The organism is Acidipropionibacterium thoenii DSM 20276 (assembly GCF_000423445.1).
Classification (GTDB): domain Bacteria; phylum Actinomycetota; class Actinomycetes; order Propionibacteriales; family Propionibacteriaceae; genus Acidipropionibacterium; species Acidipropionibacterium thoenii.
Window position 1 is genome coordinate 216,115 of record NZ_KE384019.1, and the last position, 24,850, is coordinate 240,964.

Below are 24,850 nucleotides of genomic sequence, written 5' to 3' on the forward strand. Positions count from 1 at the left end.
ACGCGGGGGTCGCATCGTGGACCATCCCGGTCCATCGGCGAGCCGGAGTCAGTCGAGACGGCGTGCCAGGTACCGTCCGGTGACGGTGCTGCTGGCGGCCAGCTCGCGCGGTGTGCCCGCGAAGTCGACCAGCCCGCCGTGGTGGCCGGCCCCCGGGCCCAGGTCGATCACCCAGTCCGCATGGGCGATGACCGCCAGATGGTGCTCGATGACGATGACCGAACGCCCGGCATCGACCAACTGGTCGAGCAGCCTCAGCAGGACGTCGATATCGGCCGGGTGCAGGCCGCTGGTCGGTTCGTCGAGCACGAACAGACCGCCGTCGCCGGCCATCTGGATGGCCAGTTTGAGCCGCTGCAGCTCTCCCCCGGACAGCGTGCTCAGCGGCTGGCCGATGGCGAGATAGCCCAGGCCGACATCCTTCATCCGCGACAGGATCCGGTCGGCCTGAGGCACGGTGGCATCCGGGCCGCTGAAGAACCGGTGGGCCTGCTCGACGCTCATCTCGAGCACCTCACTGATGTCGCGCCCGGCCAGTCGGTACTCCAGGACCGCCGGCTGGAAGCGCTTGCCACCGCAGTCCTCGCAGATGGTGGCAGTGGTCTCCATGAAGCCCAGCTCGGTGTAGATGACGCCGTTGCCGTTGCAGCTCGGGCAGGCTCCCTCGGAGTTGGAGCTGAACAGTGCGGGTCTGACGCCGTTGGCCGTGGCGAAGGCCTTCCGGATCGGGTCCAGGAGCCCGGTGTAGGTGGCGGGGTTGCTGCGCCGCGATCCCCTGACGGGGGTCTGGTCGATGGTGATCGCGCCGGCCTGCGGTGGCAGGCAGCCGCGGATCAGTGAGCTCTTCCCGGATCCGGCGACCCCGGTCACCGCGCACAGCAGTCCGAGCGGAATGTCGACCGAGACGTCGCGCAGGTTGTGCAGGTTCGCGTGCCGGACGGGGATGGTGCCAGAGGGCTGACGCACCGTGTGCTTGAGGACGACCGGGGTCGCGAGATGTCGCCCCGTCAGGGTCCCCGAGGACCGCAGGCCGGCGACGTCCCCCTGATAACAGATCCGCCCGCCGTCGGGACCGGCGCCCGGCCCCAGATCGACGATGTGGTCGGCGATGGCGATCGTCTCGGGCTTGTGCTCGGCCACCAGAACGGTGTTCGACTTGTCGCGCAGCCGCAGCAGCAGACCGTTGAGCCGGTCGATGTCGGCCGGATGCAGGCCGGCGGTGGGCTCGTCGAAGACGTAGGTGACGTCGGTGAGGGCCGATCCCAGATGTCGGATCATCTTGACCCGCTGGGCCTCTCCGCCCGACAGACTGCCGGAGGCGCGATTGAGGGACAGATATCCCAGGCCGATCTCGGAGAAGGATCCGAGAGTGTCCCTCAGGGCCTCCAGCAGCGGGCCGACCGACGGTTCTGTCAGCTCGTCGACCCACTCGGCCAGGTCGGAGACCTGCATCGCCGAGGCGTCGGCGATGGACAGTCCGCCGATGGTGGCCCGACGCGCCGCCTCCGCCAGGCGGGTGCCCTGGCACTCGGGGCAGGTGGCGAAGTTGACCGCGCGCTCGACGAAGTCGCGGATGTGGGGCTGCATCCCCTCAGGGTCCTTGGACAGCATCGACTTGCGGATCCGGGGGACCAGTCCCTCGTAGGTGATGTTGATGCCCTGTTTCTGATACTTGATCTTGGTGGGTTCCTTGTACAGGAAGTTGCCCAGCTCGCGTCGGCTGAAGTCGCGGATGGGTCTGTCGGGGTCGAGCAACCCGGACTCGGTGTAGAGCCGGACATTCCAGCTTCCGGGCTTGTAGCCCGGAATGGTGAGGGCGCCCTGGTTCAGCGACCTCGAGTCGTCGTAGAGCCGGGTGAGATCGATCTCGGAGACCGATCCACGCCCCTCGCAGCGCGGGCACATGCCGCCGGTGACATGGAACTCGGCGAGTTGTCTGATGCCCTTGCGGTCCCCCGTCTCGATCCTGACCGATCCGGTGCCGCTGGATGAGGCGACATTGAAGGAGAAGGCCTTGGGCCCACCGATGTGGGGCTCGGCGAGCCGGCTGAACAGCACCCGCAGCATGGCGTCTGCGTCGGTGACGGTGCCGACGGTGGAACGAGGGTTCGAGCCCAGTCGGCTCTGGTCGACGGTGATCGCTGTGGTGAGTCCCTGGAGTCGATCCACATCCGGTCGCGACGCAGTGGGCATCATGCCCTGGAGGAAGGCGGTGTAGGTCTCATTGATGAGGCGCTGCGACTCGGCGGCGATGGTGTCGAGGACCAGGGAGCTCTTCCCCGACCCGGAGACCCCGGTGAACACCGTGAGCGGCTCCGCGCGAGATCTCGGAATGGCCGTCAACACCGTCTCCACCCTCGTCGCCCGGCTCGTGCAGGCCGGCAGCCTGGTGCGCCGGGCCGATCCGGCGGACGGCCGGGTGGTGCGCCTGGAGCTCTCCGAACCGGTTGCGGCCCGGATCGGTTCCTGGCGCGATGCGCGGGTGGCCGTCACCGCGGCCGCGATCGCACAGCTGGGGGCCGAGGACCAGCTCGCCCTGGCAGCGGCGCTACCTGCTCTGGTCCGCCTCACCGAGCTGGTCGATCCGGACGGTTCCGAGATCTCGCAGAACGACCACGACGACCACCAGGAGGAGCGATGAGCAGCACCACTGCCGGCGTCGCCGTGCAGATCGACCACCTCAGTCACACCTTCGGCAGCGGGCGGCACGGGCTCCACACCGCTGTCGACGATCTCACCCTGAGCGTGCAGGCGGGGGAGTGCATGGGGCTGCTGGGCCCCAACGGAGCGGGCAAGACGACGACCATCCGGCTCATCAACACATTGCTGCCCATCCAGCACGGACGGATCCGGATCCACGGTCTGGACGTCTCCAGCCAGGCCATGAAGGTGCGCCGGCTGATCGGCTACGTCCCCCCAGCAGCTGTCGATCGAGGGGGCACTGACGGGGCGGGAGAACGTCGAGTGGTTCGCCCGGCTCTTCGACATCCCTCGCTCCCAGCGGCGTCGGCGGGTCGACCAGGTGCTCGAGATGGTCGACCTGCAGGATGCCGCCGGTCGACTGGCGTCCACCTTCTCCGGCGGGATGGTCCGTCGCCTCGAGCTGGCTCAGGCGCTGGTCAACCAACCTGCGGTCCTGATCCTCGACGAGCCGACCGTGGGGTTGGATCCGGTGGCCCGGGACTCGGTGTGGGCCCGGGTGCGACAGATGCAGGCCGAGCACGGCATGACAGTGCTCATCACCACCCACTACATGGATGAGGCCGAGGCGATGTGCGATCGGATCGCCATGATGACCCACGGTCGTCTCGCAGCACTGGGGACCTCCGAGGAGCTCAGGTCCCAGCTCGGCGGGCGGAACGGTGGGTCCGCCAGTCTTGAGGACGTCTTCCGGTACTACGCCCGGTCCGGTCTCGACGAGGACCAAGGAGGGAGCCGCAATGTCAGAGCAGGTCGTCGCACCGCCAACAGGGTGGGATGAGAAGCGCAACATCGTGGCGGTGACGCTGTCCAGGGTGGGAGCGTTCTGTCTGGTGGAGCTCCAGAAGCTCAGGCATGACCGCACGGAGTTGTTCACCCGTGCCGTCCAGCCGGTGCTGTGGCTCACGATCTTCGGCACCACCTTCAGCCGGATCCACGCCATCCCGACCGGCACCATCTCGTATCTGTCCTACATGGCCCCCGGGGTGATCGCCCAGTCGGCACTGTTCGTGGCGATCTTCTACGGCATCCAGATCATCTGGGAGCGCGACGCCGGCATCCTCGCCAAGCTGCTCGTCACACCGACTCCCCGGGTCGCCCTGGTGACCGGGAAGGCCTTCGCCGCCGGGGTGCGCGCGGTGGCGATCGCCATGGTGGTGATCGTGGTCGCCCTCATCATGCGCATCGAGATGACCTGGAATCCGCTGCGCTGGCTCGCTGTCTTCGGGGTGGTGATGCTGGGCTCGGCATTCTTCTGCTGCCTGTCGCTGACCATCGCCGGGATCGTGCTGCACCGCGACCGGCTGATGGGTATCGGGCAGGCGATCACCATGCCGTTGTTCTTCGCCTCCAACGCCCTGTACCCGACACAGATCATGCCGGGCTGGGTGAAGGCACTGGCCACCGTCAACCCGCTGAGCTACGAGGTCCAGATGATGCGCGGCCTGCTGCTCGGTCAGCCCACCGACTACCTCCACGACCTGACGGTCCTGGTCTGCGCGGTGGTCGTCATGATCGTGGTGGCGAGCAGCCTGCTGGGCCGCCTCTCCAGGTGAGGTCCGACCGGGGGCGGTGAGAGGGCGCCTCCATCGGTTTCATAGACTGGGCGCCGATGACTGATATCACACCACTGCTGCGTGACCGGTGGAGTCCGCGCGGCTACGACCCGGCCCACACGCTGTCACCCGAGGACGCGAAGCTGCTGCTGGAGGCCGCCCGCTGGGCTCCCTCGGCGATGAATCTCCAACCGTGGCGGTTCATCGTGGCGCTGCGCGCCGACGCCCTCCGGCCACGTCTCGACCGGTTCGTCGCCGGGCACTCGGACTGGGCCCTGGACGCCAGTGCTCTGGTGGTCAACATCTGCCGATCAGGGGACGATCAGCTCGGCGTCGCCCACTACGACCTGGGGGACGCGGTGGCCCACATGTGTATCGAGGCCGAGGCACTGGGAGTGCATGCCCGACAGTTCATCAGCTTCGATCGACAGGGGCTGAGCCGGGAGTTCGGCATCGTGGCGCCGTGGACGGCGGTCACCATGACGGCGATCGGCAGGCCCGCCGCCGGTCTGCAGCCCTCGGGCCGCGAGCGCGTCGACGTCTCCGAACTGCTCTGGAAGGACATCTGATTCGGCTCCAGGTGGCCTCGGGATCTGGTGGCGCGCCGTCGCGACGGCTACCGTCGATGGTGTGACCACTCAGCCTGCGCGCCCCGAGCTCAGAGACCGGGAACCTGCATCCGACGAGGCCCCGGAGCCACCGGCTGGGCCGGTGACCCCTGCCCAGGAGCAGTTGCTGAAGGTGCTGTGGGGCCTGGAGATCGAGCAGGGACGGCGAGTCACGAACTCTCTGCTGGCAGAACAGGTCGGACTTCACACCTCGACCGTCTCCGATGCGGTGCGCCGGATGGCCGACGACGGCTATGTCGAGCACCGCCGGTACGGGACGGTGGAGCTGACCGGAGCCGGCCAGGAGATCGCCGTTCAGGTGGTCCGGCGTCACCGGCTCCTGGAGACCTACCTGGTCAGCAGCCTGGGGTACACCTGGGACGAGGTGCACGAGGAGGCCGATGTGTTGGAGCATGTGGTCTCCGACAAGCTCATCGAGCGGATCGACGAGAAGCTCGGCTATCCGTTGAGGGATCCCCATGGCGATCCCATCCCCGACTCCTCGGGGAGGCTCCCGGCGCTGACCCAGGCGACGTCGATGGTGAAACTGGCGACCGGGGCGGTGGCGCAGGTGAGCCGGATCCTCAGCGACAATCCCGAACTGTTGAGGTACTTCGCCGCTCTGGGGTTGGCCCCCGGGGCCCGGGTGGAGATCCTCGAGCCGCCTCCGTTCACCCGCGATGTGCGGATCCGGATCGACGGTGGGGCTCCCGTGGTGTTGGGTGAGCCCGCCGCCGAGGAGGTCCTCACCGACGCGACCGAAGGTGGGACCGACCACAGCTGATCGCTGTCGCGGTCTGGGTGCGCGTCGGCACCCGGTGAGAGCTCAGAACAGCCCGCCCACGGTCTGCCAGATGAGCTGGAGGTTGAGGACGGTGAGCACGCCGGTGGCCAACCATCCCACCACCACCACCCAGCGCCGATTGGCGAACTCGCCCATGATCTTCTTCGACGAGGTGAACCAGACCAGCGGGATCATCGAGATGGGCAGGGCCACGCAGAGGAAGACCTGCGAGTCGATGAGCAGCGCGTCCAGCGCGCCCTCCTTGCCGCCGAAGATCAGGGTGCAGATCACGACCGGGATGATGGCGATGACGCGGGTGACGACTCGGCGCAGCCAGAGGGGAATGTGCATCTTGATGAACCCCTCCATCACCACCTGTCCGGTGAGGGTCCCGGTGATGGTGGAGTTCTGGCCCGAGGCCAGCAGGGCCACCGCGAACAGCACACTCAGCACCGGGCTGGCGACCGCCCCGGCGATGTCGGAGTCCTTGAGGGCGTCGAAGACCGAACCGAGTGTTCCCAGGTCGGAGCCTCTGCCGTAGAACATCGCCGCTCCGAGCAGCAGCAGCAGGGTGTTGACGATGAAGGCGACGGCCAGTTCCATGTTGGAGTCGATGGTCGCGAAGCGCACCGCCTGCCGTCTGGCCTCGATCGAGGTCCGGTCATAGGCCCGTGACTGGACGATCGCCGAGTGGAGGTACAGATTGTGCGGCATCACGGTGGCCCCCACGATGCCCAGAGCCATGGTGAGCTGGCCGTCGTGGGTCAGTGAGGGGGAGGGCACGAAGCCGGCGAGGATCTGGGGGATGTCTGGCCTGGCGAGGACCACCTGGTAGATGAAGATCACCATGATCGTGGTGATGAGCACCACGACGAGCGCCTCAATCCTGCGCATCCCGACACGCAGCAGCAGGAGGAGCAGGAAGACGTCGAGAACCGTGACGATCACGCCCACCGTCAAGGGGATGCCGAAGAGCAGGTGGAGTGCGATCGCGGCGCCGATCACCTCGGCGATGTCGGTGGCCATGATGGCCAGCTCGGTGATGATCCACAAGGTGATTCCGAGCTTGCGGCCGGTGTGTGCGCGGGTCGCCTGAGCCAGGTCCATCCCGGTGACGATGCCCAGTTTGGCTGACATGTACTGCAACAGCATGGCGATGAGGCTGGAGATCAGCACCACTGACAGCAGTGTGTAGCCATACCTCGCGCCGCCGCCGATCGACGTCACCCAGTTTCCCGGATCCATGTAGCCGACTGCCACCAGAGCGCCCGGACCGGCATAACTGGCCAGTGTCCGCAGGAAGCCGGTTCCGGCCGGGGGTACCGGCACCGAAGCATTGACCTCCCCCAGGGAGGTGCCGTCGGCCGGCTGAATGAGTCGTCGTCGTCGCGAACCGTCCAAGGCTGTGGTCGCCTCTGCCAACTCTCTCATCGACCATCCTTCCGGAACTTTCGTTCCGAACATCATTATCACACTCTTGGACGATCAGAGAAAAATTGTTTGTACTACCAAACAATGGCCTCCAGGCCCGACCCGACGCAGTCCCCCGGGCCTGATGGGGCCCGGATGGGCCACAATGGCCACAACCAGACACGGCGTCGAGGCCGGGAGGATGCGATGGTGCTGGGAAGAAGCCGCCCGGGGCAGGGCGTCAACGTCTACTTCGACATCGATGGGGTCCTCAACCTCTACGGTCCCGATCCGCTGTCCCAGACCCCCGACGACCACGACCTGTGGAGCTCCTACCACAGCCAGTCGATGATGCTCACCTACTCACCCGAGATGATCACCCGGATCAACGAGATTCTGGCGATCCCCGGCGTCACCCCCTTCTGGCTGACCACATGGGAGAAGGAGGCCGCCTGGTTCGGCAGCCAGGTCGGCCTGACCGGTGCCGAGGAGTGGCAATGGCTCCAGGCTGTGGGCGTGACGCCGTCCGGGCAGTGGCAGAAGTTCGCCAGCATCAGGAGCCATCTGAAGGTCGCCAGACCGCGGCTGGCAATCTGGTTCGACGATGACCTGGCCATCCAGTCCGACGCTCGCGCCTGGACCGACCGGCTCGGTGCCGTGCACGCCCATGCCCCCGACCCCCGGATCGGACTGCGACCCTCGGAGGTCGACCGGATGGAGGCGTTGATCCGCTCCCAGACCTCCATCCGGTGATCGGCCAGCAGGCGCACCTGCCGCGGGCAGATCACGGTGACCACCTCGTCGACCGCATCGGCCCAGACCCTCGGCTCGACCCCGTCCAGCCGGCCAAGCAGGTCATGCAGGTGGATGAGGGTCTCGTGGGCCTGACGCCGGTACCAGAAGGCCACCGGGACGGCGGCTCGACGAGAGGTCGTGACGCTCATGGTGACAGAGTTCCGGAGAGGTTCACTCACCGGCGAAGGGCCGCACCTCCACCGGCGAGCGACAGGCCCTGGAGCCCTGTGCTGCCAGATCTTCTGCGGTGGCCCGATCAGGGGCGTCGATCACCCAGAAGCCTCCGATGAAGGAGTCGTTGGACGGTGAGTACGGGCCCTGGCGCATCGTGACCTCATCGCCCTGGCCGTCCACCGTTGTGGCGCTGTCGGGGGCCTCCAGACCTCCGACGAAGACCATGCATCCGCTGGCCTCCAACCTCTCGTTGAAAGCGGCGGTGTCGGCGAATGCCTGCTCCATCTCCTCCTGGGAGTCATAGGCCTGGTACGTGCGGGAGCCGTTGTAGATCCCGGCGCTGTGGTTGACCGAGAGCAGATAGCGAGGCATGGGTCCTCCGTCATGGAAAAGGGCGGCCCGGATGGATCCGGGAAGTGTAGATCGGCCCGGGCTCACCGCCATGGCGGCGACCAGCCCACGGACCCCTCGCCCAGGACGGTGTGGCAGCCCCGCCCACCGCCGGTGAGGGCGGTGGGCGGGGCATTGGTCGAGACGACGTGCGGGGCTCAGCGGTTCTGCAGCAGCACCGCCTCCGAGGCCCCGGAATGATTCTCGTAGCTGACCACCATGACTCCCCAGGGCTTCTGCTTGGCCAGCAGCTCGGGGTCGGTGGCGATCTTCAGGGTGGCGGTCCTGTTGACCCCCACCGTGGTGGACCCGCCATCGGCGATGGCCGGGTGGTAGGCGTCGTAGCTGGCCCAGTTCGACCCGAAGGAGTCAGTCCCCATCGGGCCGTTGGAACCGACCGTGTAGGAGAACGCCGCCTTGCTCGCGGTCAGCCCGAGATCGCTGGCATCGACCGGCAGCTCGATGGTGCTGGAGTCGGTGGGGGCCACCGCGCCGTACTTGGCCGACACCCCGCCGGTGGCCAGATTCACCACGAAGACGACGCTCTGGCCGTCGGAGTACCCGGTGGTCACCAGGCCGTAGTCGGCGGCCGCGACCAGGTAGTCGGCCTTCCCGTCCCTGTTGGTGTCGACCTCCACGTCGTACTCGTTGGAGGCCGGGTTGGAGAACCGGTCGTAGTTGTTGACCGCGAAGACCAGCAGCTGATCACCATCACCTCTCAACGACTGGACACCGGCGGCCCGCAGGTCGTATCCACCTGAGGTGGCCCCGTTGAGGGAGCTGTCGCGGCGCCCGTCATACAGGCCCCAGCTGAACACGCTGGCATCGGCAGGCAGCGCGCCGGCCCGGTTGGTCAGTGTCACCGTGGGGGCCGAGGGGATCCTGCCGCTGCCCTTGCCCGGGTTCGCCACCTTCGTCACGGTTCGTGATGCGGTCAGTGAGGTCACCGGAGCGTTGGAGCGCATCCCCACGAAGGAGGAGCTGCTGGCCGTCAGATTGGCCTGAGCCCTGGGCACCAGGAGGTACGGGACTCGAAGCGTGCTGCCGGTGGCCCTCGCCACGACATTGCCCGAGATCTCGCGGAATCCGTAAGGATCGGTGTCGCTGAGGGAGGCACCGACCTTGGACGCCGGAGCAGTCAGGAGGACCGCCACAGTGGCCGATGAGTGCGGCCGGACCACGACCCTCCTGCTGCTGAAGGTCAGCGTGGCGGGCCGGGAGCCCGAGGACGCCTGGTTGCTCAGGGTATAGGTGACAGGGAGCCGTCCCTTGTTGACCAGAGTGATCGTCCGGCGCCCGGTGAAGGCCCTCGAGGACTCCTGGAAGCCGAAACTCAGGGACGCCGTGGAGACCGGGCCGGCGGAGTCGCGGTAGCGGTCACCGATCGCGAAGGTCGAGGTGCCGACTGCCTGCGCGGCGTCGACCAGACCGCCGCCGGCCACCGGCTGGTAGTCGCCGACCTTGTCCGGGTCGGCGGTGCTGCCGATCGCCGAGGCGATCTGGCTGGCGGTCCAGCCCCGGTGGGCCTGGACGGTCAGGGCTGCGACGCCGGCGACGTGAGGTGTCGCCATCGAGGTGCCCGACATGATCGCCGAATCGGATCCGGTGCCCATCCCGGCCGAGGCGATCGAGACGCCGGGTGCCGAGACATTGGGGGCCAGACTCGAGCTGCCCGATGCCGGGCCCGCAGAGCTGAAGTCGGCGTACTTGGTGTAGCTGGGGTTGGCCATCGGATCGGCAGCCGTCATGGTCGCCGTCCTGCCGGCAGCTGCCACCAGTCCGGCTCCGTCGCTGGCGCGCACTCCCAGATAGGGAATGGTGACGGTGTAGGGGGAGTCGGAGTTGTCGGGATCGCTGGTGATCGCACCACGATAGGGCGGGTAGTCATCGGTGTTGTAGATCAGCACCGCCGCTCCGGCCCCGGCCTTCTGGGCGTTGATGGCCTTGGAGACCAGATAGCAGGTCCCTCGGCGGACCAGGGCGACGGGGGAGGCGCCGGTTGGTGTTCCATCGGTGCCCACTCTGATACCAGCGGCGGTGAAGGCCTTGGTATACGCCTGTGGGGAGCAACCCAGGGACTCGTCCTCGTCAGGGGTTGCCGGGTCGTCGGCGAGCGCCACCACCGGATGGGAGCCGGACAGCAGAGGGGCACCGTTGAGGTTGATGGCCCTGACCGAGGCCGAGCCCGCCTTCACAGTGGCGGCGGGGAAGCCCTTGATGGCGTCCACCGCGCCCACCGAGAGCACTCCGTGGCCATTGGCGGGGGACCCGCTCAGATAGGGGTTCGGTCCGGCATTGCCGGATGCGGCGACCACCACGACGCCGGAGGCCACTGCATTGCTGGCGGCCACCGAGTCGGGGTCGTCAGGGGTTCCGTAGTCACCGCCCAGAGACATGTTGATGACATTCATGTGGTGGGCCACCGACCAGTCGATCGCGTCGGTGATGACATCGGTCGAGCCGGTGCAGCCGAACACCTTGACCGAGTAGATATCGGCCTGGGGTGCCACTCCGGGGCCCACCTTGAAGGACTTCTGGGTGGTGGCGGAGTTGTAGGGGCCGGTGTAGGTCTTCCCGGCTGCGGTGACTCCGCTGCCTGCCGCGGTACCGGCGACGTGGGAACCGTGACCCCCGCAGTCGATCGGGTTGGAGTCCGGTGCGGGGGTCAGTGCGGCGGGGTTGGTGCTGCTGGCGTCGTAGGAGTCCCCGACCAGATCGGTCCCACCCTTGACACGGGGTGCCGAGGGGCCGAACCACTTCGAGTTCGGCGTCTGGGTGGAGTGCTCGCGAGCCGTCGTGAAGTCGGAGGCCCTGCCGCTGCCGCCGAAGTCGGCATGGGTGTAGTCGATCCCGGTGTCGAGGATCGCGACCTTGACCCCCTTGCCGGTGTAGCCGGTGTTCTGCCACACCTGCGGGACGCCGAGGTAGGGCACCGAGACGGTGTTGCTGGGGGTGCTCGAGGTGTCGTTGAGCTTCTTGGGAGTCAGCACGTGCACCGCGGTGACATTGGGCAGCGCTGCCAGCTCGTCGACGTTCTTCTTCTTGATCGTGAGGTGGATCCCGTTGTAGGCCGACTGCATCTGGGAGACGATGTGGCCGCCCCGGGAGGTGATGGATCCGGTGATGGCGTTCTGCCGGGTGCGCAGCGTCGAACGGACCTGGGCGGTCTCGGCTGAGGTGAGTTCGCGGCCCTTGTCCGCCTGGACGACGGCCACCGGGTCACCGGTCATCTGCAGGATGACGTTGACGGTGGCGTCGGGACGGATTCCCTTGAGCGGGGTCTTCACGACGACCGGACCGTCGTGGATGGCCTTGAAGGTCGCGATCCGGCTGTCGGCCGGAGCTGCGGATGCGACGGGTGGGATGGCCATTGCGGCGGCGGTGAGCGCCGCAAGGCCGAGTACTGCTCTTCTCCTGATGGACAAGGTCTGCCTGCCTCTGGATGCGAGATCTATCCCAGTGCGCTGGGTCAGAGGTAGCGAAACGCTCCCCCTGCGTCAGTCGCCATGGCATCGCTTGGTGAGCGATACGCAGACATTAGGGCTACCGAACAGGAGTGTCGAGTCGCCGCACCGCACGACCTTCGCCTGGGCGGTCTGCCAGATGATGGTGTGCCGCGGCAGTGCTCAGGAGACGGCTTTCTGCACCAGGGCGCGGATCCGGTTCTCGACCGACGGGGTCACCGCGACCACCGCGAAGGAGACCGGCCAGATATCGCCGTCGTCCAGGTCGGCGTCCTCGGCGAAGTTGAGGGTGGGGTAGCGGGTGTCGAATTTCGTGGAGGGTTGGACGAAGACGATCACGCTGCCCTCCTTGGCATAGGTCGGGAAGCCGTACCAGGTCTTCGGGGCCAGTTCGGGGGCCTCCTCGGAGACGATCCGGTGGACGGTCCGGGCCAGCTCTCCGTCAACACCGTGCAACTCCTCGATGGCCGCCACGCAGGCCTCGAGCTCCCTGGCCAGCCTGGCTGCACCCTTGAGTCCCTTGGTGGTACGCAACTCCTCGGCGCGCTGCTTCATCGCGGCGCGCTCCTCGGGGGTGAAACCCTTGTCGTCCTGGGCCATTCCGATCCTCCCTGACTGTGAGGCTCGAGCCTCCCGGTGTCCATCAGTCCCGCGCCAGATGGTGGCCGCGGCCGGTGCCTCTCACCGTAGCGTCGGAGAGGTCGCAGCAGCCCGGCCCGCTCGCCGGATCAGCTCTCGGGGTCGTACTGGAACGCCCTCACCTCCTGGGCGCACCGGCAGGCAGCGGCGAACCTGGCCGCCCACTCGATGGCCTGGTCGTACGAGGGCAGCTCCAGGATGCAGTAGCCGCCCTCGATCCGGCGGGTCTGGGGATACGTGCCCTCGGTGATCCGTGCCTCCGCGTCCACCCTCACCGGCGCGATGCTCTCATCGATCCCACCGCCGAAGACCCAGACTCCTGCTGCCTTGGCCTGGCCGACCACGTGATGGGCGGCGTCGGCCACCCCGGGCAGGTCGGCGGCCGGGACCTGCATCGCCTGGCTTGGGAATGAGATCAGGTACGTGGTCATGGTCGGGCCTCCGGGGTGCGGGTCGCGCGGCTGGGGTGGGCGTCACCCGATGGCGACGAGCCGGGTGATGTCGTCATGGGGGAGTTCGTCGACGGTGGCGGTCACGCGCTGGTCGGTGACCGTGGCCCGGCCGTGGTGGATCGACAGGAAGGCGATGTCGGTGGCGTCGTCACCGGTGGCCATCCTCACGAAGGACTGCCGGGGGCCCAGGGTGGTGGCGTCCACCACGTGCCAGCCCCCGTCGATGTAGGCCTCCGCCACCGCATGGAAGTCCATCGGATCGATCCCCGGTGCGTACACCCCGACCACCCGTGCCGGGACGTCGAGGGCACGCAGCAGGGATACCACCAGATGGGAGTAGTCGCGGCAGACCCCCTTGCGTGACAGCAGCGCGGCGGTCGCACCGTCGGTGGGCAGCGAGGAGCCGGGGACATAGCTGAGCCGAGTGCCGACCCAGGAACTCACATCGGCCAGCAGCTCCTCGTGCGGGACATCCCTGAACTCAGCGAGAGCGGTGGGCGCGAGCACATCGGACTCGCAGTACCTGGAGGGCCGGATGTAGCGCAGCACATCCCACTGGGTGACCGGGGCGGGCTCGATGCGACCGCTGATCGTGGCGGAGTAGTCGATGGTCAGTGCACCGACCGGCGCCTCCACCACGTGCACCCTGGTGCCGTGCTGGGCGAGGATCTCGGTGGGGGCGAGCTCGCCGGCCTCACCGCGGATGGTCAGTGTCTCAGTGGCCGCACCGGCATCCAGGTAGTCCTGGGCGACAGCGATCTCCAGCACCAGCGTGGCGGGCTCAGTGACGTCGATGGACAGATGACTTGAGACGGTGCGTTGCATGACCAGAAGTCTTGCAGATCCTCATGCGGGAGGGGCGGGGGACCGGATGGACCATCCGAGCGGGTCGGCCGGCTGCCAGCCACCAGCCATCACGGCATCGATCAGATCGACCGATATGCGCACCCTCTCCTCCAGGCCACCGGCCACCTCCGCCCAGGCGACCTGCTGATCGGCCAGCACATCGCGGAACCTCTGCTGCATGCCGTGGCGCAGCCGTTCGCCGTCTCGCAAGCCGTCCTGGACGAAGGGGATCTCGTCGCCGGTGAGCAGGTACAGGTCCGGCCTCCATCGGCTGGCCAGCTCGGTCACCGAGGGGGAGCTGACGCCCAGATAGCGCTCGTGCCAGATCGAGGTGGCCAGCACATCGGTGTCGCTGATGACCAGCGGGATCGGCGCGGTGGCCATGGCATCGCGCTCCTGGCGCAGGTGCTCGGCGGCGATGAGGTCGAACTCGGCGGTGTGCCAGGGGGCCTCCAGCCCGCCCGGGCGGATCTGCGACCACGTCCTGCCGTACTCGGGCACCCACCTGGTCCGGTAGTACCCGGCCAACGCTCGAGCCAGCGTCGTACTGCCGGTCGACTCGGCCCCCAGCACCACCACCCGGCGGCAGAACCACTGGCGCACTTGTGGTGACAGCGCCCACCAGTGGCCGGCGGGATCGGCGCGCACCGCCGTCCCCGAGGTCGGCAGCGAGGCCCGTCCCGGATCGATCCGGACCCACTGGGCATCCAGCCGACGGGCCAGCTCGGCGCCGTAACCATCGGAGCTGAACACGGCATCGACCGGTGTCTCCAACAGCGGCTCGATGACCTCCATGTGCTGGTCCCAGGCGGCCGGGGAGTCGAAGTCGACCTCGGCCTCGTCCATCGCCGCCACCACGTCGAGCATCGGGAACCGTCCGGCCACCCAGTCCCGTCGGACCTCCAGCGGGATCGACTCCTGGCGAGAGCCCAGCACCTGGACGGTGACCTGCTGGCAGCGGGCCGCAGCGGCGCAGATGAGATGTTCGTGGCCGGCGTGGAATGGGTAGAACTTCCCGAGCACCAGGCCGTGGCGGAACTGTCTCATGCCGCCACCTTCTGGCTCTCGGTGGCGGCCGGTTCGGTCTCCTCGCGCAAGCCGGCCCGCCAGCGCGCCAGACCGACGACGCACATCGCCAGGAACAGCCCGTAGAGACCGGCGGTGAGGTAGAGCCCCTTGTAGGCGTAGAGGCCGATGTACAGGATGTCGGCGCTGATCCACAGCAACCAGTTGCCGATCCACTTGCGGTTGAGCATGATCTGGGCGCCCAGGGACAGCCCGGTGGTGGTGGCGTCCGCCCATGGCACCGTCGAGTCGGTGTGGATCGACAGCACCGCCCAGATCGCCCAGATGCCGCCCGCCACCACGACCGCGGCCAGTGGCCAGGCCCATACCGGGGTGCGACGGACCTCCAGGCGGGTGTGCTGCCGGCCGCCCCGCAGCCACCAGTACCACCCCAGGGCCCCGAGGACGAGGTAGAGCACCTGTAGCCAGGCATCGGCGTACAGACCGGCGCCGATGAACAGGATGAAGAAGAAGATGTTGTTGGCGATACCGACCGGGAAGTTCCAGATGTTCTGGTGCACCGCCAGCCACACGCACGCCGCCCCGGTGAGGAATCCGAGGACCTCTGTCCAGTTCATGACCTGCTCCTTTAGCGCGAAGTTCGTCTAACTAGTGAGGAGACTGTAGCTCCCGGATGACGATTAGCGCAAGAGTCGTCTAATATGGGCTCATGGCGACGCCACAGGACCTCGATCGAGCCGATCCCTACCGCGACGAGTCCGGCCGCACCCTGGCCGACTACCCGCGTCCCTCGGTGGCCGTCGACACGGCAGTGCTCACCGTTGCGGCCGGACGACTGCGAGTTCTGCTGGTGCGTGGCTCCGATAACAGCCAGGGTCTGCCGGGCACCTTCCTGCATCCCGGCGAGAGGCTCGCCGAGGCATCCCTGCGGGCGCTGCGTGACAAGGCGCAGGTGGTCGGGCTGGCCCCCCGCCAGCTGATGGTCTTCGACGACCCCGGCCGCGACAGCCGCGGCTGGGTGCTCTCGGTGGCGCATCTGGACGCCGTGCGGGCCGATCTCATCCCGCTCACCGATCACAGCACCCTGGTGCCGGTGGATGAGTGTCCCGAGCTGCGCTACGACCACACCGCGATCATCACCCATGCCTCGGCGACGTTGCGAGACGCCTACCGGCGTCTGCCCGATCCCTGGCATCTGCTGGAGCCGGGTGACGGCGGGGTGACCATCCGCGATCTGCGCCTGCTGCACGAGCAGGTGCTGGGGGAGAGGCTGGTCGCTGACACCTTCCGGCGCGCCATGCTGCCGGGTCTTCGCCGCACCGGGAGGGTGCGGCGCGGCACCAGGGGAAAGCCTGCCGAGCTCTACCGGATCACTGGCCGCTGACCGCTGCCCGGCGGGATGGTCGCGGCCTGGTCTCAGCAGGCGGCCGAGGCCCGGGCCCCCTGGTGGTCGGCGTACTGGCCGAAGAAGATCCGGGTGGCCACCTCCCGTCTGCTGGAGACGCCCACCTTCTCGAAGATCGACTTGAAGTGATCCTGGACGGTGTACGGGGACAGGAACAGTGCCGCAGCGATGGCGTGGGTGGACTCGCCGCGCAGCATCAGCAGCACGATCTCGGCCTCGCGCTCGCTCAATCCGTAGCCCGAGATGATGAGGGGCAGCACCTCCGGAGGCCGGGACTGCTCGATCGTCACAGCGATCTGGGCCACCGCGTCACCGGCGGTGAAGGGGGCCGCATGGATGGTGTACCAGCAGCCGTCGGCGCCACGGGAACGCAGCCGGGAGACCGCTCTGCCCGCTCTGAGTGCGCTGACCACCGAGGAGACCGGCACCGCGGTGCGCCCCCACAGCTCGCCTCCCAGATCGGCGACCCGGCGGGCCGCGGTGGCGGTGGCGTGCAGCAGCCGGCCCTGATGGTCGTAGACCAGCACCGCGGGACCTTCCCCCGACTCGAGGGTCTGCTGGGCGACGCCGGCCACCATGGCGGACCGGATCCCCATCGCGATGGCCTGCTCGAGGCCTGCCATGAACTCGGCCTCGGCCAGATTGAACGCAGTGCTGTCCTTGTCACGGTAGATCGAGTAGGCGCCCCACAGCAGGCCTGCCGCCCGGGCGATGCCGCGCAACTCGTGCTCTGCTCCCAGCACAGGTTTGACGACATTGCGGTAGCGGGCGCTGCGCGCCGGGTCCCCACCGGTCGACAGCAGCAGGATCGAGGCCGACTCGTCGCGTGCGGCGAGGTCGACGTATTGGTTGACGTCGTCGACGGCGTACTCGTGGTAGAGGAAGGTGCTGTCTCCCTCATCGACCAGATCGACCTTGCCGGAGTCGGTGATCATATTGGTGGCCGGGTCGACCGACCCGATGCACATCGCGTCATAGGGGATTGCGGTACGGACCACTTCCATCGCGGCGGCGTAGTAGTCGAGGTGTCCCAGGCCGGCGCCGGCCAGGGAGACGAGCCGCTCGCGGGCCCGGTTCAGCTGTGGACGCGGCATGGGGACCAGTGTGCGTGAGGACAGGGTCAGGTCGACATCCCAGCTTTCTGGGGGAACCAGCACCCACACTTCTGGGATGTCCCGGCGGCCCGGCGGTGAGGACAGTGGGCACATCACCGGATCGCGACCATCCACCGGTCCGGCTGAGCACCCACCGACCACCCCGCACCCACGAAGGACACCGACACGTCATGTCAGTCATCACACCCTCCCATCTCGGCGACGCCCTCCGGGGCGCCCTTGGCCACCTCGACGGAGACCTGCAGCTGCCCGGCCACCCCGGCTGGGACGCCGCCCGGGCCAGCTGGAATCTCGCCGTAGACCAGCACCCGGTTGCTGTGGTGCACGCCGGCAGCGCAGCCGATGTCGCCGCCACCGTGCTGGCCGCCTCCCGGCTGGGACTCCAGGTGGCCGCCCAGGCCACCGGCCACGCCGCCGCGGTCCTCGACGATCTCGACAACACCATCCTGGTGCGCACCGACCGGCTGGGCGGGGTCGAGATCGACCCGGCTGCGATGATCGCCCGGGTGGGTGCCGGGGTCCGGTGGGGGCAGGTCAGCGAGGCGACCGCCCGGCACGGGCTGGCCGCCCTGGCGGGATCCTCCCCCGACGTCGGCGTCGTCGGCTACACCCTGGGAGGCGGTCTGGGCTGGCTCTCCCGCTCCCACGGGCTGGCGGCCAACAGCGTCACGGCCATCGAGCTGGTGACGGCCGATGGCAGGGCCCGGCGGGTGACGGAGCGGCCCCCGGGTCAGCAGGGCAGCGCTCGGCAGGATGACGAGGACGCCGACCTGTGGTGGGCCCTTCGCGGTGGAGGAGGTGCTCCAGGGGTCGTCACCGCCATCGAGTTCCGCCTCTACCCGGTCGCTGAGGTGCACGCCGGAGCGCTCTGGTGGCCGATCGAGCGGGCCCACGAGGTGGCGCACGCCTGGCGGCAGTGGATCGGCACGGTGCCCACCTCGGTCACCTCCCACCTGAGACTGCTGCGCCTCCCGCCACTGCCGGATCTTCCGGAGTTCCTCCAGGGGCGCTCCCTGGTCAAGATCGAGGCGGCACTCCAGGAGACCGCCGAGGAGGCCGACCGGATCCTGATGCCGTTGCGCGCCCTGGCTCCGCAGCTGGACACCTTCGGCCGCACTCCCGTCGCCCGGCTCGCCGAGCTGCACATGGACCCGCCCGGTCCGATCCCGGTTCTCGGGGACGGCGCCGTGCTGAGGAGCCTGGACCCCGCCACCATCGACGCCTTCCTCAGGGCGGCCGGCCCGGACAACCCGGCCGCGGCCCCGCTGCTGTCGGCGGAGATTCGCCACCTGGGTGGGGAGCTCAGCCCGCAACGCGGAGAGGGAGGGGCGATCGCCTCGGTTGCTGGGGAGGGGATCTTCCACGCCGTGGGGATCGCGCCGCCCCCGGCGGCGGGGGCGGTGGCCGCCGCTGTCACTCAGGCGTTGGCGCACCTGGAGACCGTTCGGGCCCAGACCGACTGCCTCAACTTCGCCGAGACCCGGCGCTCCCCGCAGCGGCTGTTCGGGGCGAGTCTGGAACGGCTGCGCCGGATCACGCAGTCGATGGATCCGGCCGGAGTCATCAGAGCTCAGCACTCGCTGTGGCCGTGATGGCGGTTGCGGTCCGGGACCACCCGCACCGGGGCCCCGGCCCGCAGCGGACCGGGTCAACGGGCCTCAGGCCGGGATGCTCCCGACCGCGACAAGGATGGCGCGGGCCAGCACGTGGTCGGCCAGGTTGAACCCGAGATAGGCCGGGCTGGCATCGTCGGGGATGTCGAGGTGATCGACGTCCAGTGCACTGACCGTCACGAAGTAGCGGTGCTCACCATGACCGGCCGGCGGGGCGGCACCGATGAAGCAGGCGATGCCGGCGTCATTGCGGAACTGGCGGGCCCCGGCGGGCAGCCCCCGGCCGGCCTCGTCACCGGCTCCCTCGGGCAGCTCGGTGATGTCGGCGGGGATGTCGGCGACGACCCAGTGCCAGAAGCCGGGCGAACGGGTCATTGACAGTCATGGATCTCCCTCGTGATGGTGTCCAGACGGTCGCTGTTGAGACGGATGCCGTCCGGGCCGGGATCGTTGATCGTCTCACCTTATGTCGCGGAGCCGTGGGACGGGCCGCTGATGACCAGTTCGGGTCCGCCCTCGCCAGGACTGGTTCCCATTCGCATGTTCTGGCAAGTGTCGGGCGCTGTGGCAATATGGGTCGGCGAAGGGGAGTAGCTCCCGACCCCTGGACCGGTGCTGCCGAGCAGAACAGGTTCAGGACGAGAGATGCATCGACACAATGGCGGGCCTGTGAGCCTGCCCGGTGCATCACCTGCGGCATGCGGGCGGGCGAGACCTTCGACCGCCCACCGTGCCGGTGGCGCTCGTTGGTCCCAGCGCGGTCGATGACCGAAGGATTGCAATGACCCGGGCCGTTACCCCGTCACGCTCACGCGCTCAGGCGCGTTCACAGCGCAGATGGCGCCGCTACCTCGCCGACGAACGCGCCGAGGCCGCGATGTACCGATCCCTGGCACGCCGGCGTCACGGCGAGGAGCGCGAGATCCTGCTGGCCCTGGCCGATGCCGAGGGCCGTCACGAGAGGCACTGGCTGGATCTGCTGGGCGACGAGGTGGGACGCCCGCTGCGCCCGGCACTGCGCACCCAGTTCCTGGGACTGCTGGCCAGATGGTTCGGTTCGGTCTTCGTGCTGGCGCTGATCCAGCGCGCCGAGGCCCGCTCCCCGTACTCCAAGGATCCCGATGCCACCCCGAAGATGGCCGCCGATGAGCAGATGCACGAGGAGATCGTCCGAGCTCTGGCCGAGCGCGGCCGCAACAGACTGTCGGGTTCCTTCCGGGCCGCCGTCTTCGGAGCCAACGACGGACTGGTGAGCAACCTCTCGCTGATCCTGGGTGTCGGGGCCAGTGGCGTCTCGTCGCACGTGATCCTGGTCACGGGCGTCGCCGGGCTGTTCGCCGGGGCACTGTCGATGGGGGCCGGGGAGTACGTCTCGGTGCACTCCCAACGTGAGCTCCTGGAGGCCTCCCGACCCAATCCCGAGGTGCTCAAGATCATTCCCGACCTGGGTGTCGACAACAACGAGTTGGCGCTGCTCTACCGTGCTCATGGCATGAGCGAGGAGCAGGCGAGGAAGCGAGCCGATCTCGTGCTGGGTGAGGGTACCGCTGACACCAGCGTCATCCTCGACCAGCCCAGCGACGTCAGCCACGAGGAGATCGGTACCGGAATGGGTGCCGCCCTGTCGAGCTTCTGCTTCTTCGCCTCGGGGGCGATCATCCCGATCTTCCCGTACATTTTCGGGATGTCCGGGATGACGGCGGTGTTCACCGCCGCCGGCCTGGTCGGCGTCAGCCTGCTCGGCACCGGAGCGGTCGTCGGGCTGCTGTCCGGGGCGTCCCCGGCCAAGCGGGCGCTGCGCCAGCTCGCCATCGGGTACGGGGCGGCCGCGGCCACCTATCTGCTCGGAATGCTCTTCGGCACCGAGGTGCACTGAGCTCCCGGACCGGGTCCGGACGGCGGACTCCGGGACTATCTCAGGATCTTCTCCATCTTCCTGCCCCTGGCCAGCTCGTCGACCAGCTTGTCCAGGTAACGGACCTGCTGCATCACCGGATCCTCGATCTCCTCGACCCGGACCCCGCACACCGCTCCGGTGATGAGGGAGGCATTCGGGTTGAGATCGGCGTCGGCGAAGAACTCCTGGTAGGTCGTCTCGTCGGAGGCGAGTTCGTCGATCCGGGCATCGTCGTAGCCGGTGAGCCAACGGATCACCTCGTGCAACTCGGACTCGGTGCGGCCCTTGCGCTCGACCTTGGCGAGCAGCAGCGGATACACCGATGAGAAGGTCATCGCGCGGACGCGCCTCAAGGTCTTCTCGTCGGTCTGCATGATGTGCAGCCTACCGAGCGCAGTGGCGCCGACGGGAGTTCGGCGGCTGTCGCCGCAGCGGTGGCAGCCCGGTCCTGCTGGGCTGCCGCCGGAGGTGTGCAATGGGCCCGGCCGCCGGGCCCCGAGAGATCTCAGGCCCGGGTGGAGGCGGGGTGTCGGGCCCGCCAGCGAGCCGCCTTCTCGCGGTTCCCGCAGGTGCTCATGCCACACCAGACCCGTTTGCCTCTGGACCTATCGATGAACAGCCGGGTGCATCGTGGCGACCCGCACTCCCTGATCCTGGCTGCATCGGGGCCGTCGAGCAGCTCAAGAGCGCTGCGCGCCACCAGCGACTGCAGCGCGGTCGCAGGTCCTGACTGGTACAGCCGGCCGGCGGTGTCCAGCTGCGGCCAGGTGGGCGGATTCCGGGCGATCTCCAGCAGGCTCGCGATCTCCGAGTGGCGGTCGGCGATCGGGGCGAGCGCGGGGATCTGGCCAGCCAGCCGCCGGGCGCACTCCCGGTAGATGAGCTCACGCAGCGCCACGACGTCCTCCAGATCGTCGACGCTCATCGCATCGGTCAGCCGGACGCCCACGCTGCTCGCCCAGGACTCGACGTCGGCCGGACCGGCGAGCAGATCGCGCGGGCGATCCCTGCGCCACCACAACGTGGCGAGGAGATCGAGCGCCAGGTTGCCGCTCACATTCTCGAACTCCACGTCACCACTCTAACCGGTTTGCCGGCGGCGTCTGCCACCGTTAGAGTCCCGAATAACCACTCAGACCAGTTGTGAATGGCGGTGGTCCTCACGGACACTCCAGATACCTCCAGATCGGCAAGGACCGTGGTGTCCTGGCCGCTGTGCGCGGCGATCGGCGCCGGCGTGTGCTGGGCGATGACGGGGATCTTCGTGCGGCGGATGTCTGCTGTGGCGCTCCCGACGCTGGTCTGGCAGCGGTTCGCGCTGAGCTTCCTGGCGATGCTGGCACTGACCCGGTTACGTCGCGACCCCGTGGTCCCGGCCGACGATGGTCGCCCCGCTGACGAGGCGGCTCGGCCTGCGGGGGGTCGTCAGTGGTGGGCCGATGCCAGGCTGGCCTCCTGCATGACGGCGTACTACGTCTTCGCGACGACTGGTTTCGCGCTGGGTCCGGTGGCGCTGACCTCCCTCATCATCGCGCTGACCCCGGCCATCACGATGGGTTGGCAGCTGGTCTCCAGCAGGCAGGTCGCCGGCCGCGATGTCCTCGGGTTCGCGGTGGCGATCGTCGGCGTCTGCTGCTACCTGGTGCCGCTGCTGTCGGGTCACCAGCAGTTCCCCCGGCACGCCATCGTCATCGCGGCAGTGGCCGCCGGGTTGGCTGCCCTGGTGCGGGCGCTGTTCACCATCGTGCTGTGGAATCGGGCGCTTCGACGCGTCCCGCTGCATGCTCCTCGAGTGAACCGGTTGACCTTCCTCATCGGAGCGGTGCTGCTGCTTCCCGTCGTGCTGATCCCGGGAGCGGGGGGCGGGGCCGCCTGGCATCACCTCGGATGGCTGGTGGCTCTGGTGGTGGTCGCGACCCTGGTGCCCAATCTGCTCAACACCTGGGCCTCCTCGCGACTGCACCCCACCCTCAACGCGATCGTCGGGATGCTCACCCCGCCGTTGACCGGCGTCCTGGGGTGGTTGTGGCTGGGGGAGAGCCTCGCCGGACTCCAGTGGTTCGGGATGATCCTGACCCTGGTGGGAATCGGGGTCAGCGTGCTGCGACCCGCTCCCGCGCGGACGGGTCGGGACCGCTGACCGGATGCTCGCGCCGGCTGGGACGCGGGCCCCGGGAGGCCGCCGCAGGCTGACTCCGGAGCTGGGTGGCGCCTCCGGCGACACTCAGCGTGAGAGGTCGTCCCGCTCCTGGACGGTGTAGCCGGCCGACCTCGCCGTCGCGTCCGTCCTCCGTGCCCGGCGCAGCCCGGCGACCTTCTCCGAGGTTGCCGCCATCACGTCGCGAGCCCGCCCGCGGCCGTAGCTCACCGAGTAGTCGCTCGCGACCCCGATGGATGCCCCGACCTCGACGGCATCCTGGTCGGCGCCCATGTACATGAACTGCCAGTGGTAGTCGTTGGTCTGCTGCTCGACCAGGGCCTTGACCGCCGAATGGGTCCACTCCCGCGAGGCATTCTCGATCCCGTCGGTCATCACGGCGACGACGACGGTGCCGGGGCGCTGGTCCTCGGGCAGCTTGGCCAGGGCGACCCCGGCATCGGTGATCAGCCGACCCATCGCGTCGAGCAGAGCCGTGGTGCCTCGGGGTGCCAGGTCCAGCGGGGGCACCTCCGCGATCGGCCGGTCGGCGTAGACCAGCTCGTAGCGGTCGTCGAACTGCGCCAGGGTGACGCGGCACTCGCCCTCCGAGGTGGTGCGCTGCTGCTCGATGAAGGCCGCGAAGCCGCCCTCGGTGTCGGACTTGATGGACTGCATTGACCCGGAGCGGTCCAGCAGGAAGTAGATGTGGGTGAGGTCTGAACGGGTCATGACGTTCTCCTTCTGGGTGTGAAGCGCATGGGCCTGGGTGGGATGGCCGGGGTCCGTCGGGTGCCGGTCTCACGGTCGTATCGAGCTCTCTCGACACCTGCTGCGGTGACTCTGCCCTGGGCTGTGGCGTAGCCGGCAAGTGCTTCGGTGTGCGCCAGCCGGGGGCCGACGGCGTTCTCGCTGAGACCAGCCTGCGCACCGGCGGCGCGCAAGCTGGTGCCATCGGTGATCACCGCCTCCGCGAGCGAGTCGTCGATGAGTTCGGCGAGCCGGTCGGCGGCCTCGCGCAGCAGCGGCAGGGCGTCGGAGATGCGTCCCGCCCCGGCGGCCTGCGCCTGGCTGAGGGCTTCGCGGATCGCTGTGAGGGCGGCGTCATCGAGTGGCATGACCTGACAGTACCGCAGAAACTGCGGATACGCAATAAGTACGGATGCGCAGGATCTGTGGTCGGCTGCCACGGCGCGGGGTCTCGGCGATCTGCGCCTGCGCGAGGGGATGGGCTGGTACTCGCTCCGGATAGGATCGGCCGATGGCCATCCATTTCTATACGGCATCGTCGCTCGACGGGTTCCTTGCCACCCCCGACGATTCGCTGGAGTGGCTCTTCCGGCAGGATTTCGACATGGACGGGCCAATGGCCTATCCCCGCTTCATCGAGGGCATCGGTGCGCTGGTCATGGGCAGCTCCAGCTACCGGTGGCTCCTGGCCCATCAGGACGGCTGGGAGTACTCGCAACCCGCCTGGGTCTTCAGCCACCAGGAGCTGTCCGCCCCCGAGGGTGCCGACATTCGCTTCGCCCGCGGCGATGTCGCCGAGGTGGCCCCGCAGATCCTTGCCGCCGCGGGGCAGAAGGACGTCTGGGTGATGGGTGGCGGGGATCTCGCGGGCCAGTTCGCCGATGCCGGCCTCCTCGATGAGGTCTGGGTGCAATTCGCACCGGTCACCCTGGGGGCCGGCCGGCCGCTGTTGCCGCGGGATCTCCAGCTCGAACTGGTCGATGTCGCCCGCAACCGCGACTTCGTCTGCACGAGATTCAGAGTGGTGCAGACCCGCTGACCGAGCAGGTGCCTCGGGTCACCCCGAGGACGCCGACCTGTCGACCCGGA

26 protein-coding genes and 1 pseudogene are annotated in these 24,850 nt (G+C 68.4%); 12 read left to right on the forward strand and 15 right to left on the reverse strand.

Annotated features, from left to right (window positions below; translation table 11 throughout):
* Nucleotides 1-48: 48 nt before the first annotated feature.
* Nucleotides 49-2,355, reverse strand: a complete 2,307-nt coding sequence (locus tag G554_RS0112820; protein WP_425393360.1) for an ATP-binding cassette domain-containing protein — start codon at nucleotides 2,353-2,355, stop codon at nucleotides 49-51.
* On the opposite strand from G554_RS0112820, the gene G554_RS17960 reads away from it, so the two are divergent.
* The 6 genes and pseudogenes from G554_RS17960 to G554_RS16330 all read left to right on the forward strand — a co-directional run bounded on the left by G554_RS17960 (nucleotide 2,333) and on the right by G554_RS16330 (nucleotide 5,648).
* On the forward strand, nucleotides 2,333-2,641 hold the full coding sequence (locus tag G554_RS17960) for a helix-turn-helix domain-containing protein (protein ID WP_169337796.1): 309 nt from the start codon (nucleotides 2,333-2,335) through the stop codon (nucleotides 2,639-2,641). The genes G554_RS0112820 and G554_RS17960 overlap by 23 nt on opposite strands.
* Before the next feature lie 122 nt (nucleotides 2,642-2,763).
* Nucleotides 2,764-2,850 (forward strand): annotated as a pseudogene (locus G554_RS18550) (ATP-binding cassette domain-containing protein); the annotation flags it as partial.
* Between the two features lie 91 nt (nucleotides 2,851-2,941).
* Nucleotides 2,942-3,481, forward strand: coding sequence for an ATP-binding cassette domain-containing protein (locus G554_RS16325; protein ID WP_281167975.1), 540 nt, complete (start codon nucleotides 2,942-2,944; stop codon nucleotides 3,479-3,481).
* Complete coding sequence (locus G554_RS0112835; RefSeq protein ID WP_027588215.1) at nucleotides 3,441-4,256, forward strand: ABC transporter permease; 816 nt, start codon at nucleotides 3,441-3,443, stop codon at nucleotides 4,254-4,256. The genes G554_RS16325 and G554_RS0112835 overlap by 41 nt, the downstream gene beginning before the upstream one ends.
* A 56-nt stretch (nucleotides 4,257-4,312) precedes the next feature.
* On the forward strand, nucleotides 4,313-4,825 hold the full coding sequence (locus G554_RS0112840) for a nitroreductase family protein (RefSeq protein WP_027588216.1): 513 nt from the start codon (nucleotides 4,313-4,315) through the stop codon (nucleotides 4,823-4,825).
* Between the two features lie 61 nt (nucleotides 4,826-4,886).
* Complete coding sequence (locus G554_RS16330; protein ID WP_084648539.1) at nucleotides 4,887-5,648, forward strand: metal-dependent transcriptional regulator; 762 nt, start codon at nucleotides 4,887-4,889, stop codon at nucleotides 5,646-5,648.
* Between the two features lie 42 nt (nucleotides 5,649-5,690).
* Here G554_RS16330 and G554_RS0112850 read toward each other — a convergent pair whose 3' ends face one another.
* On the reverse strand, nucleotides 5,691-7,079 hold the full coding sequence (locus G554_RS0112850; protein ID WP_084648540.1) for an Nramp family divalent metal transporter: 1,389 nt from the start codon (nucleotides 7,077-7,079) through the stop codon (nucleotides 5,691-5,693).
* Nucleotides 7,080-7,163: 84 nt separating this feature from the next.
* Here G554_RS0112850 and G554_RS0112855 point away from each other — a divergent pair, with 84 nt between their 5' ends.
* Nucleotides 7,164-7,811, forward strand: coding sequence for a hypothetical protein (locus G554_RS0112855; RefSeq protein ID WP_154654284.1), 648 nt, complete (start codon nucleotides 7,164-7,166; stop codon nucleotides 7,809-7,811).
* Nucleotides 7,812-8,024: 213 nt separating this feature from the next.
* On the opposite strand, the gene G554_RS0112860 is transcribed toward G554_RS0112855, so the two are convergent.
* The 7 genes from G554_RS0112860 to pnuC all read right to left on the reverse strand — a co-directional run bounded on the left by G554_RS0112860 (nucleotide 8,025) and on the right by pnuC (nucleotide 15,461).
* The gene (locus G554_RS0112860) at nucleotides 8,025-8,399 is read right to left on the reverse strand and encodes a YciI family protein (RefSeq protein WP_027588219.1); all 375 of its coding nucleotides are present in this window, start codon (nucleotides 8,397-8,399) and stop codon (nucleotides 8,025-8,027) included.
* Between the two features lie 176 nt (nucleotides 8,400-8,575).
* A complete protein-coding gene (locus G554_RS16335) occupies nucleotides 8,576-11,788 on the reverse strand; it encodes a S8 family serine peptidase (protein ID WP_051233103.1) in 3,213 nt (1,070 codons plus the stop codon).
* Between the two features lie 255 nt (nucleotides 11,789-12,043).
* On the reverse strand, nucleotides 12,044-12,481 hold the full coding sequence (locus G554_RS0112870) for a hypothetical protein (protein WP_027588220.1): 438 nt from the start codon (nucleotides 12,479-12,481) through the stop codon (nucleotides 12,044-12,046).
* A 128-nt stretch (nucleotides 12,482-12,609) separates the two neighbouring features.
* On the reverse strand, nucleotides 12,610-12,951 hold the full coding sequence (locus tag G554_RS0112875) for a YciI family protein (protein ID WP_027588221.1): 342 nt from the start codon (nucleotides 12,949-12,951) through the stop codon (nucleotides 12,610-12,612).
* 42 nt (nucleotides 12,952-12,993) lie between these two features.
* On the reverse strand, nucleotides 12,994-13,797 hold the full coding sequence (locus G554_RS0112880; RefSeq protein ID WP_027588222.1) for a transglutaminase-like domain-containing protein: 804 nt from the start codon (nucleotides 13,795-13,797) through the stop codon (nucleotides 12,994-12,996).
* A gap of 21 nt (nucleotides 13,798-13,818) precedes the next feature.
* Nucleotides 13,819-14,865 carry an AAA family ATPase gene (locus G554_RS0112885; RefSeq protein ID WP_027588223.1) on the reverse strand — a complete coding sequence of 349 codons (1,047 nt, stop codon included), beginning with the start codon at nucleotides 14,863-14,865 and terminating at the stop codon, nucleotides 13,819-13,821.
* Nucleotides 14,862-15,461 carry a nicotinamide riboside transporter PnuC gene (gene pnuC, locus G554_RS0112890; protein WP_027588224.1) on the reverse strand — a complete coding sequence of 200 codons (600 nt, stop codon included), beginning with the start codon at nucleotides 15,459-15,461 and terminating at the stop codon, nucleotides 14,862-14,864. The genes G554_RS0112885 and pnuC overlap by 4 nt, the downstream gene beginning before the upstream one ends.
* A gap of 92 nt (nucleotides 15,462-15,553) precedes the next feature.
* Between pnuC and G554_RS0112895 the strand changes: the two genes are divergently transcribed.
* Nucleotides 15,554-16,228: an NrtR DNA-binding winged helix domain-containing protein gene (locus tag G554_RS0112895; RefSeq protein ID WP_027588225.1), complete on the forward strand. Its 675-nt coding sequence runs from the start codon at nucleotides 15,554-15,556 to the stop codon at nucleotides 16,226-16,228.
* A 32-nt stretch (nucleotides 16,229-16,260) separates the two neighbouring features.
* On the opposite strand, the gene G554_RS16340 is transcribed toward G554_RS0112895, so the two are convergent.
* Nucleotides 16,261-17,343 (reverse strand): helix-turn-helix transcriptional regulator, encoded by a 1,083-nt coding sequence (locus G554_RS16340; RefSeq protein WP_154654285.1) that lies wholly within the window; start codon nucleotides 17,341-17,343, stop codon nucleotides 16,261-16,263.
* A 191-nt stretch (nucleotides 17,344-17,534) separates the two neighbouring features.
* Here G554_RS16340 and G554_RS0112905 point away from each other — a divergent pair, with 191 nt between their 5' ends.
* Nucleotides 17,535-18,956: an FAD-binding oxidoreductase gene (locus G554_RS0112905; RefSeq protein WP_027588226.1), complete on the forward strand. Its 1,422-nt coding sequence runs from the start codon at nucleotides 17,535-17,537 to the stop codon at nucleotides 18,954-18,956.
* Between the two features lie 66 nt (nucleotides 18,957-19,022).
* On the opposite strand, the gene G554_RS16345 is transcribed toward G554_RS0112905, so the two are convergent.
* Nucleotides 19,023-19,352, reverse strand: a complete 330-nt coding sequence (locus tag G554_RS16345) for a YbhB/YbcL family Raf kinase inhibitor-like protein (protein ID WP_051233107.1) — start codon at nucleotides 19,350-19,352, stop codon at nucleotides 19,023-19,025.
* A gap of 406 nt (nucleotides 19,353-19,758) precedes the next feature.
* Here G554_RS16345 and G554_RS0112915 point away from each other — a divergent pair, with 406 nt between their 5' ends.
* Nucleotides 19,759-20,853 carry a VIT1/CCC1 transporter family protein gene (locus tag G554_RS0112915; RefSeq protein WP_084648542.1) on the forward strand — a complete coding sequence of 365 codons (1,095 nt, stop codon included), beginning with the start codon at nucleotides 19,759-19,761 and terminating at the stop codon, nucleotides 20,851-20,853.
* 35 nt (nucleotides 20,854-20,888) lie between these two features.
* Here G554_RS0112915 and G554_RS0112920 read toward each other — a convergent pair whose 3' ends face one another.
* A complete protein-coding gene (locus G554_RS0112920; RefSeq protein ID WP_084648543.1) occupies nucleotides 20,889-21,248 on the reverse strand; it encodes a DUF2200 domain-containing protein in 360 nt (119 codons plus the stop codon).
* 131 nt (nucleotides 21,249-21,379) lie between these two features.
* Entirely contained in the window at nucleotides 21,380-21,946 is a 567-nt protein-coding gene (locus G554_RS16350; RefSeq protein WP_036925766.1) for a CGNR zinc finger domain-containing protein, read from the reverse strand.
* 129 nt (nucleotides 21,947-22,075) lie between these two features.
* Here G554_RS16350 and G554_RS0112930 point away from each other — a divergent pair, with 129 nt between their 5' ends.
* Nucleotides 22,076-23,014 carry a DMT family transporter gene (locus G554_RS0112930; protein WP_027588229.1) on the forward strand — a complete coding sequence of 313 codons (939 nt, stop codon included), beginning with the start codon at nucleotides 22,076-22,078 and terminating at the stop codon, nucleotides 23,012-23,014.
* Nucleotides 23,015-23,098: 84 nt separating this feature from the next.
* Here G554_RS0112930 and G554_RS0112935 read toward each other — a convergent pair whose 3' ends face one another.
* Nucleotides 23,099-23,743, reverse strand: a complete 645-nt coding sequence (locus tag G554_RS0112935; RefSeq protein WP_027588230.1) for a vWA domain-containing protein — start codon at nucleotides 23,741-23,743, stop codon at nucleotides 23,099-23,101.
* Nucleotides 23,740-24,129, reverse strand: coding sequence for a hypothetical protein (locus G554_RS0112940; RefSeq protein ID WP_027588231.1), 390 nt, complete (start codon nucleotides 24,127-24,129; stop codon nucleotides 23,740-23,742). The genes G554_RS0112935 and G554_RS0112940 overlap by 4 nt, the downstream gene beginning before the upstream one ends.
* 143 nt (nucleotides 24,130-24,272) lie before the next feature.
* On the opposite strand from G554_RS0112940, the gene G554_RS0112945 reads away from it, so the two are divergent.
* On the forward strand, nucleotides 24,273-24,800 hold the full coding sequence (locus G554_RS0112945; protein WP_027588232.1) for a dihydrofolate reductase family protein: 528 nt from the start codon (nucleotides 24,273-24,275) through the stop codon (nucleotides 24,798-24,800).
* Nucleotides 24,801-24,850: the final 50 nt, after the last annotated feature.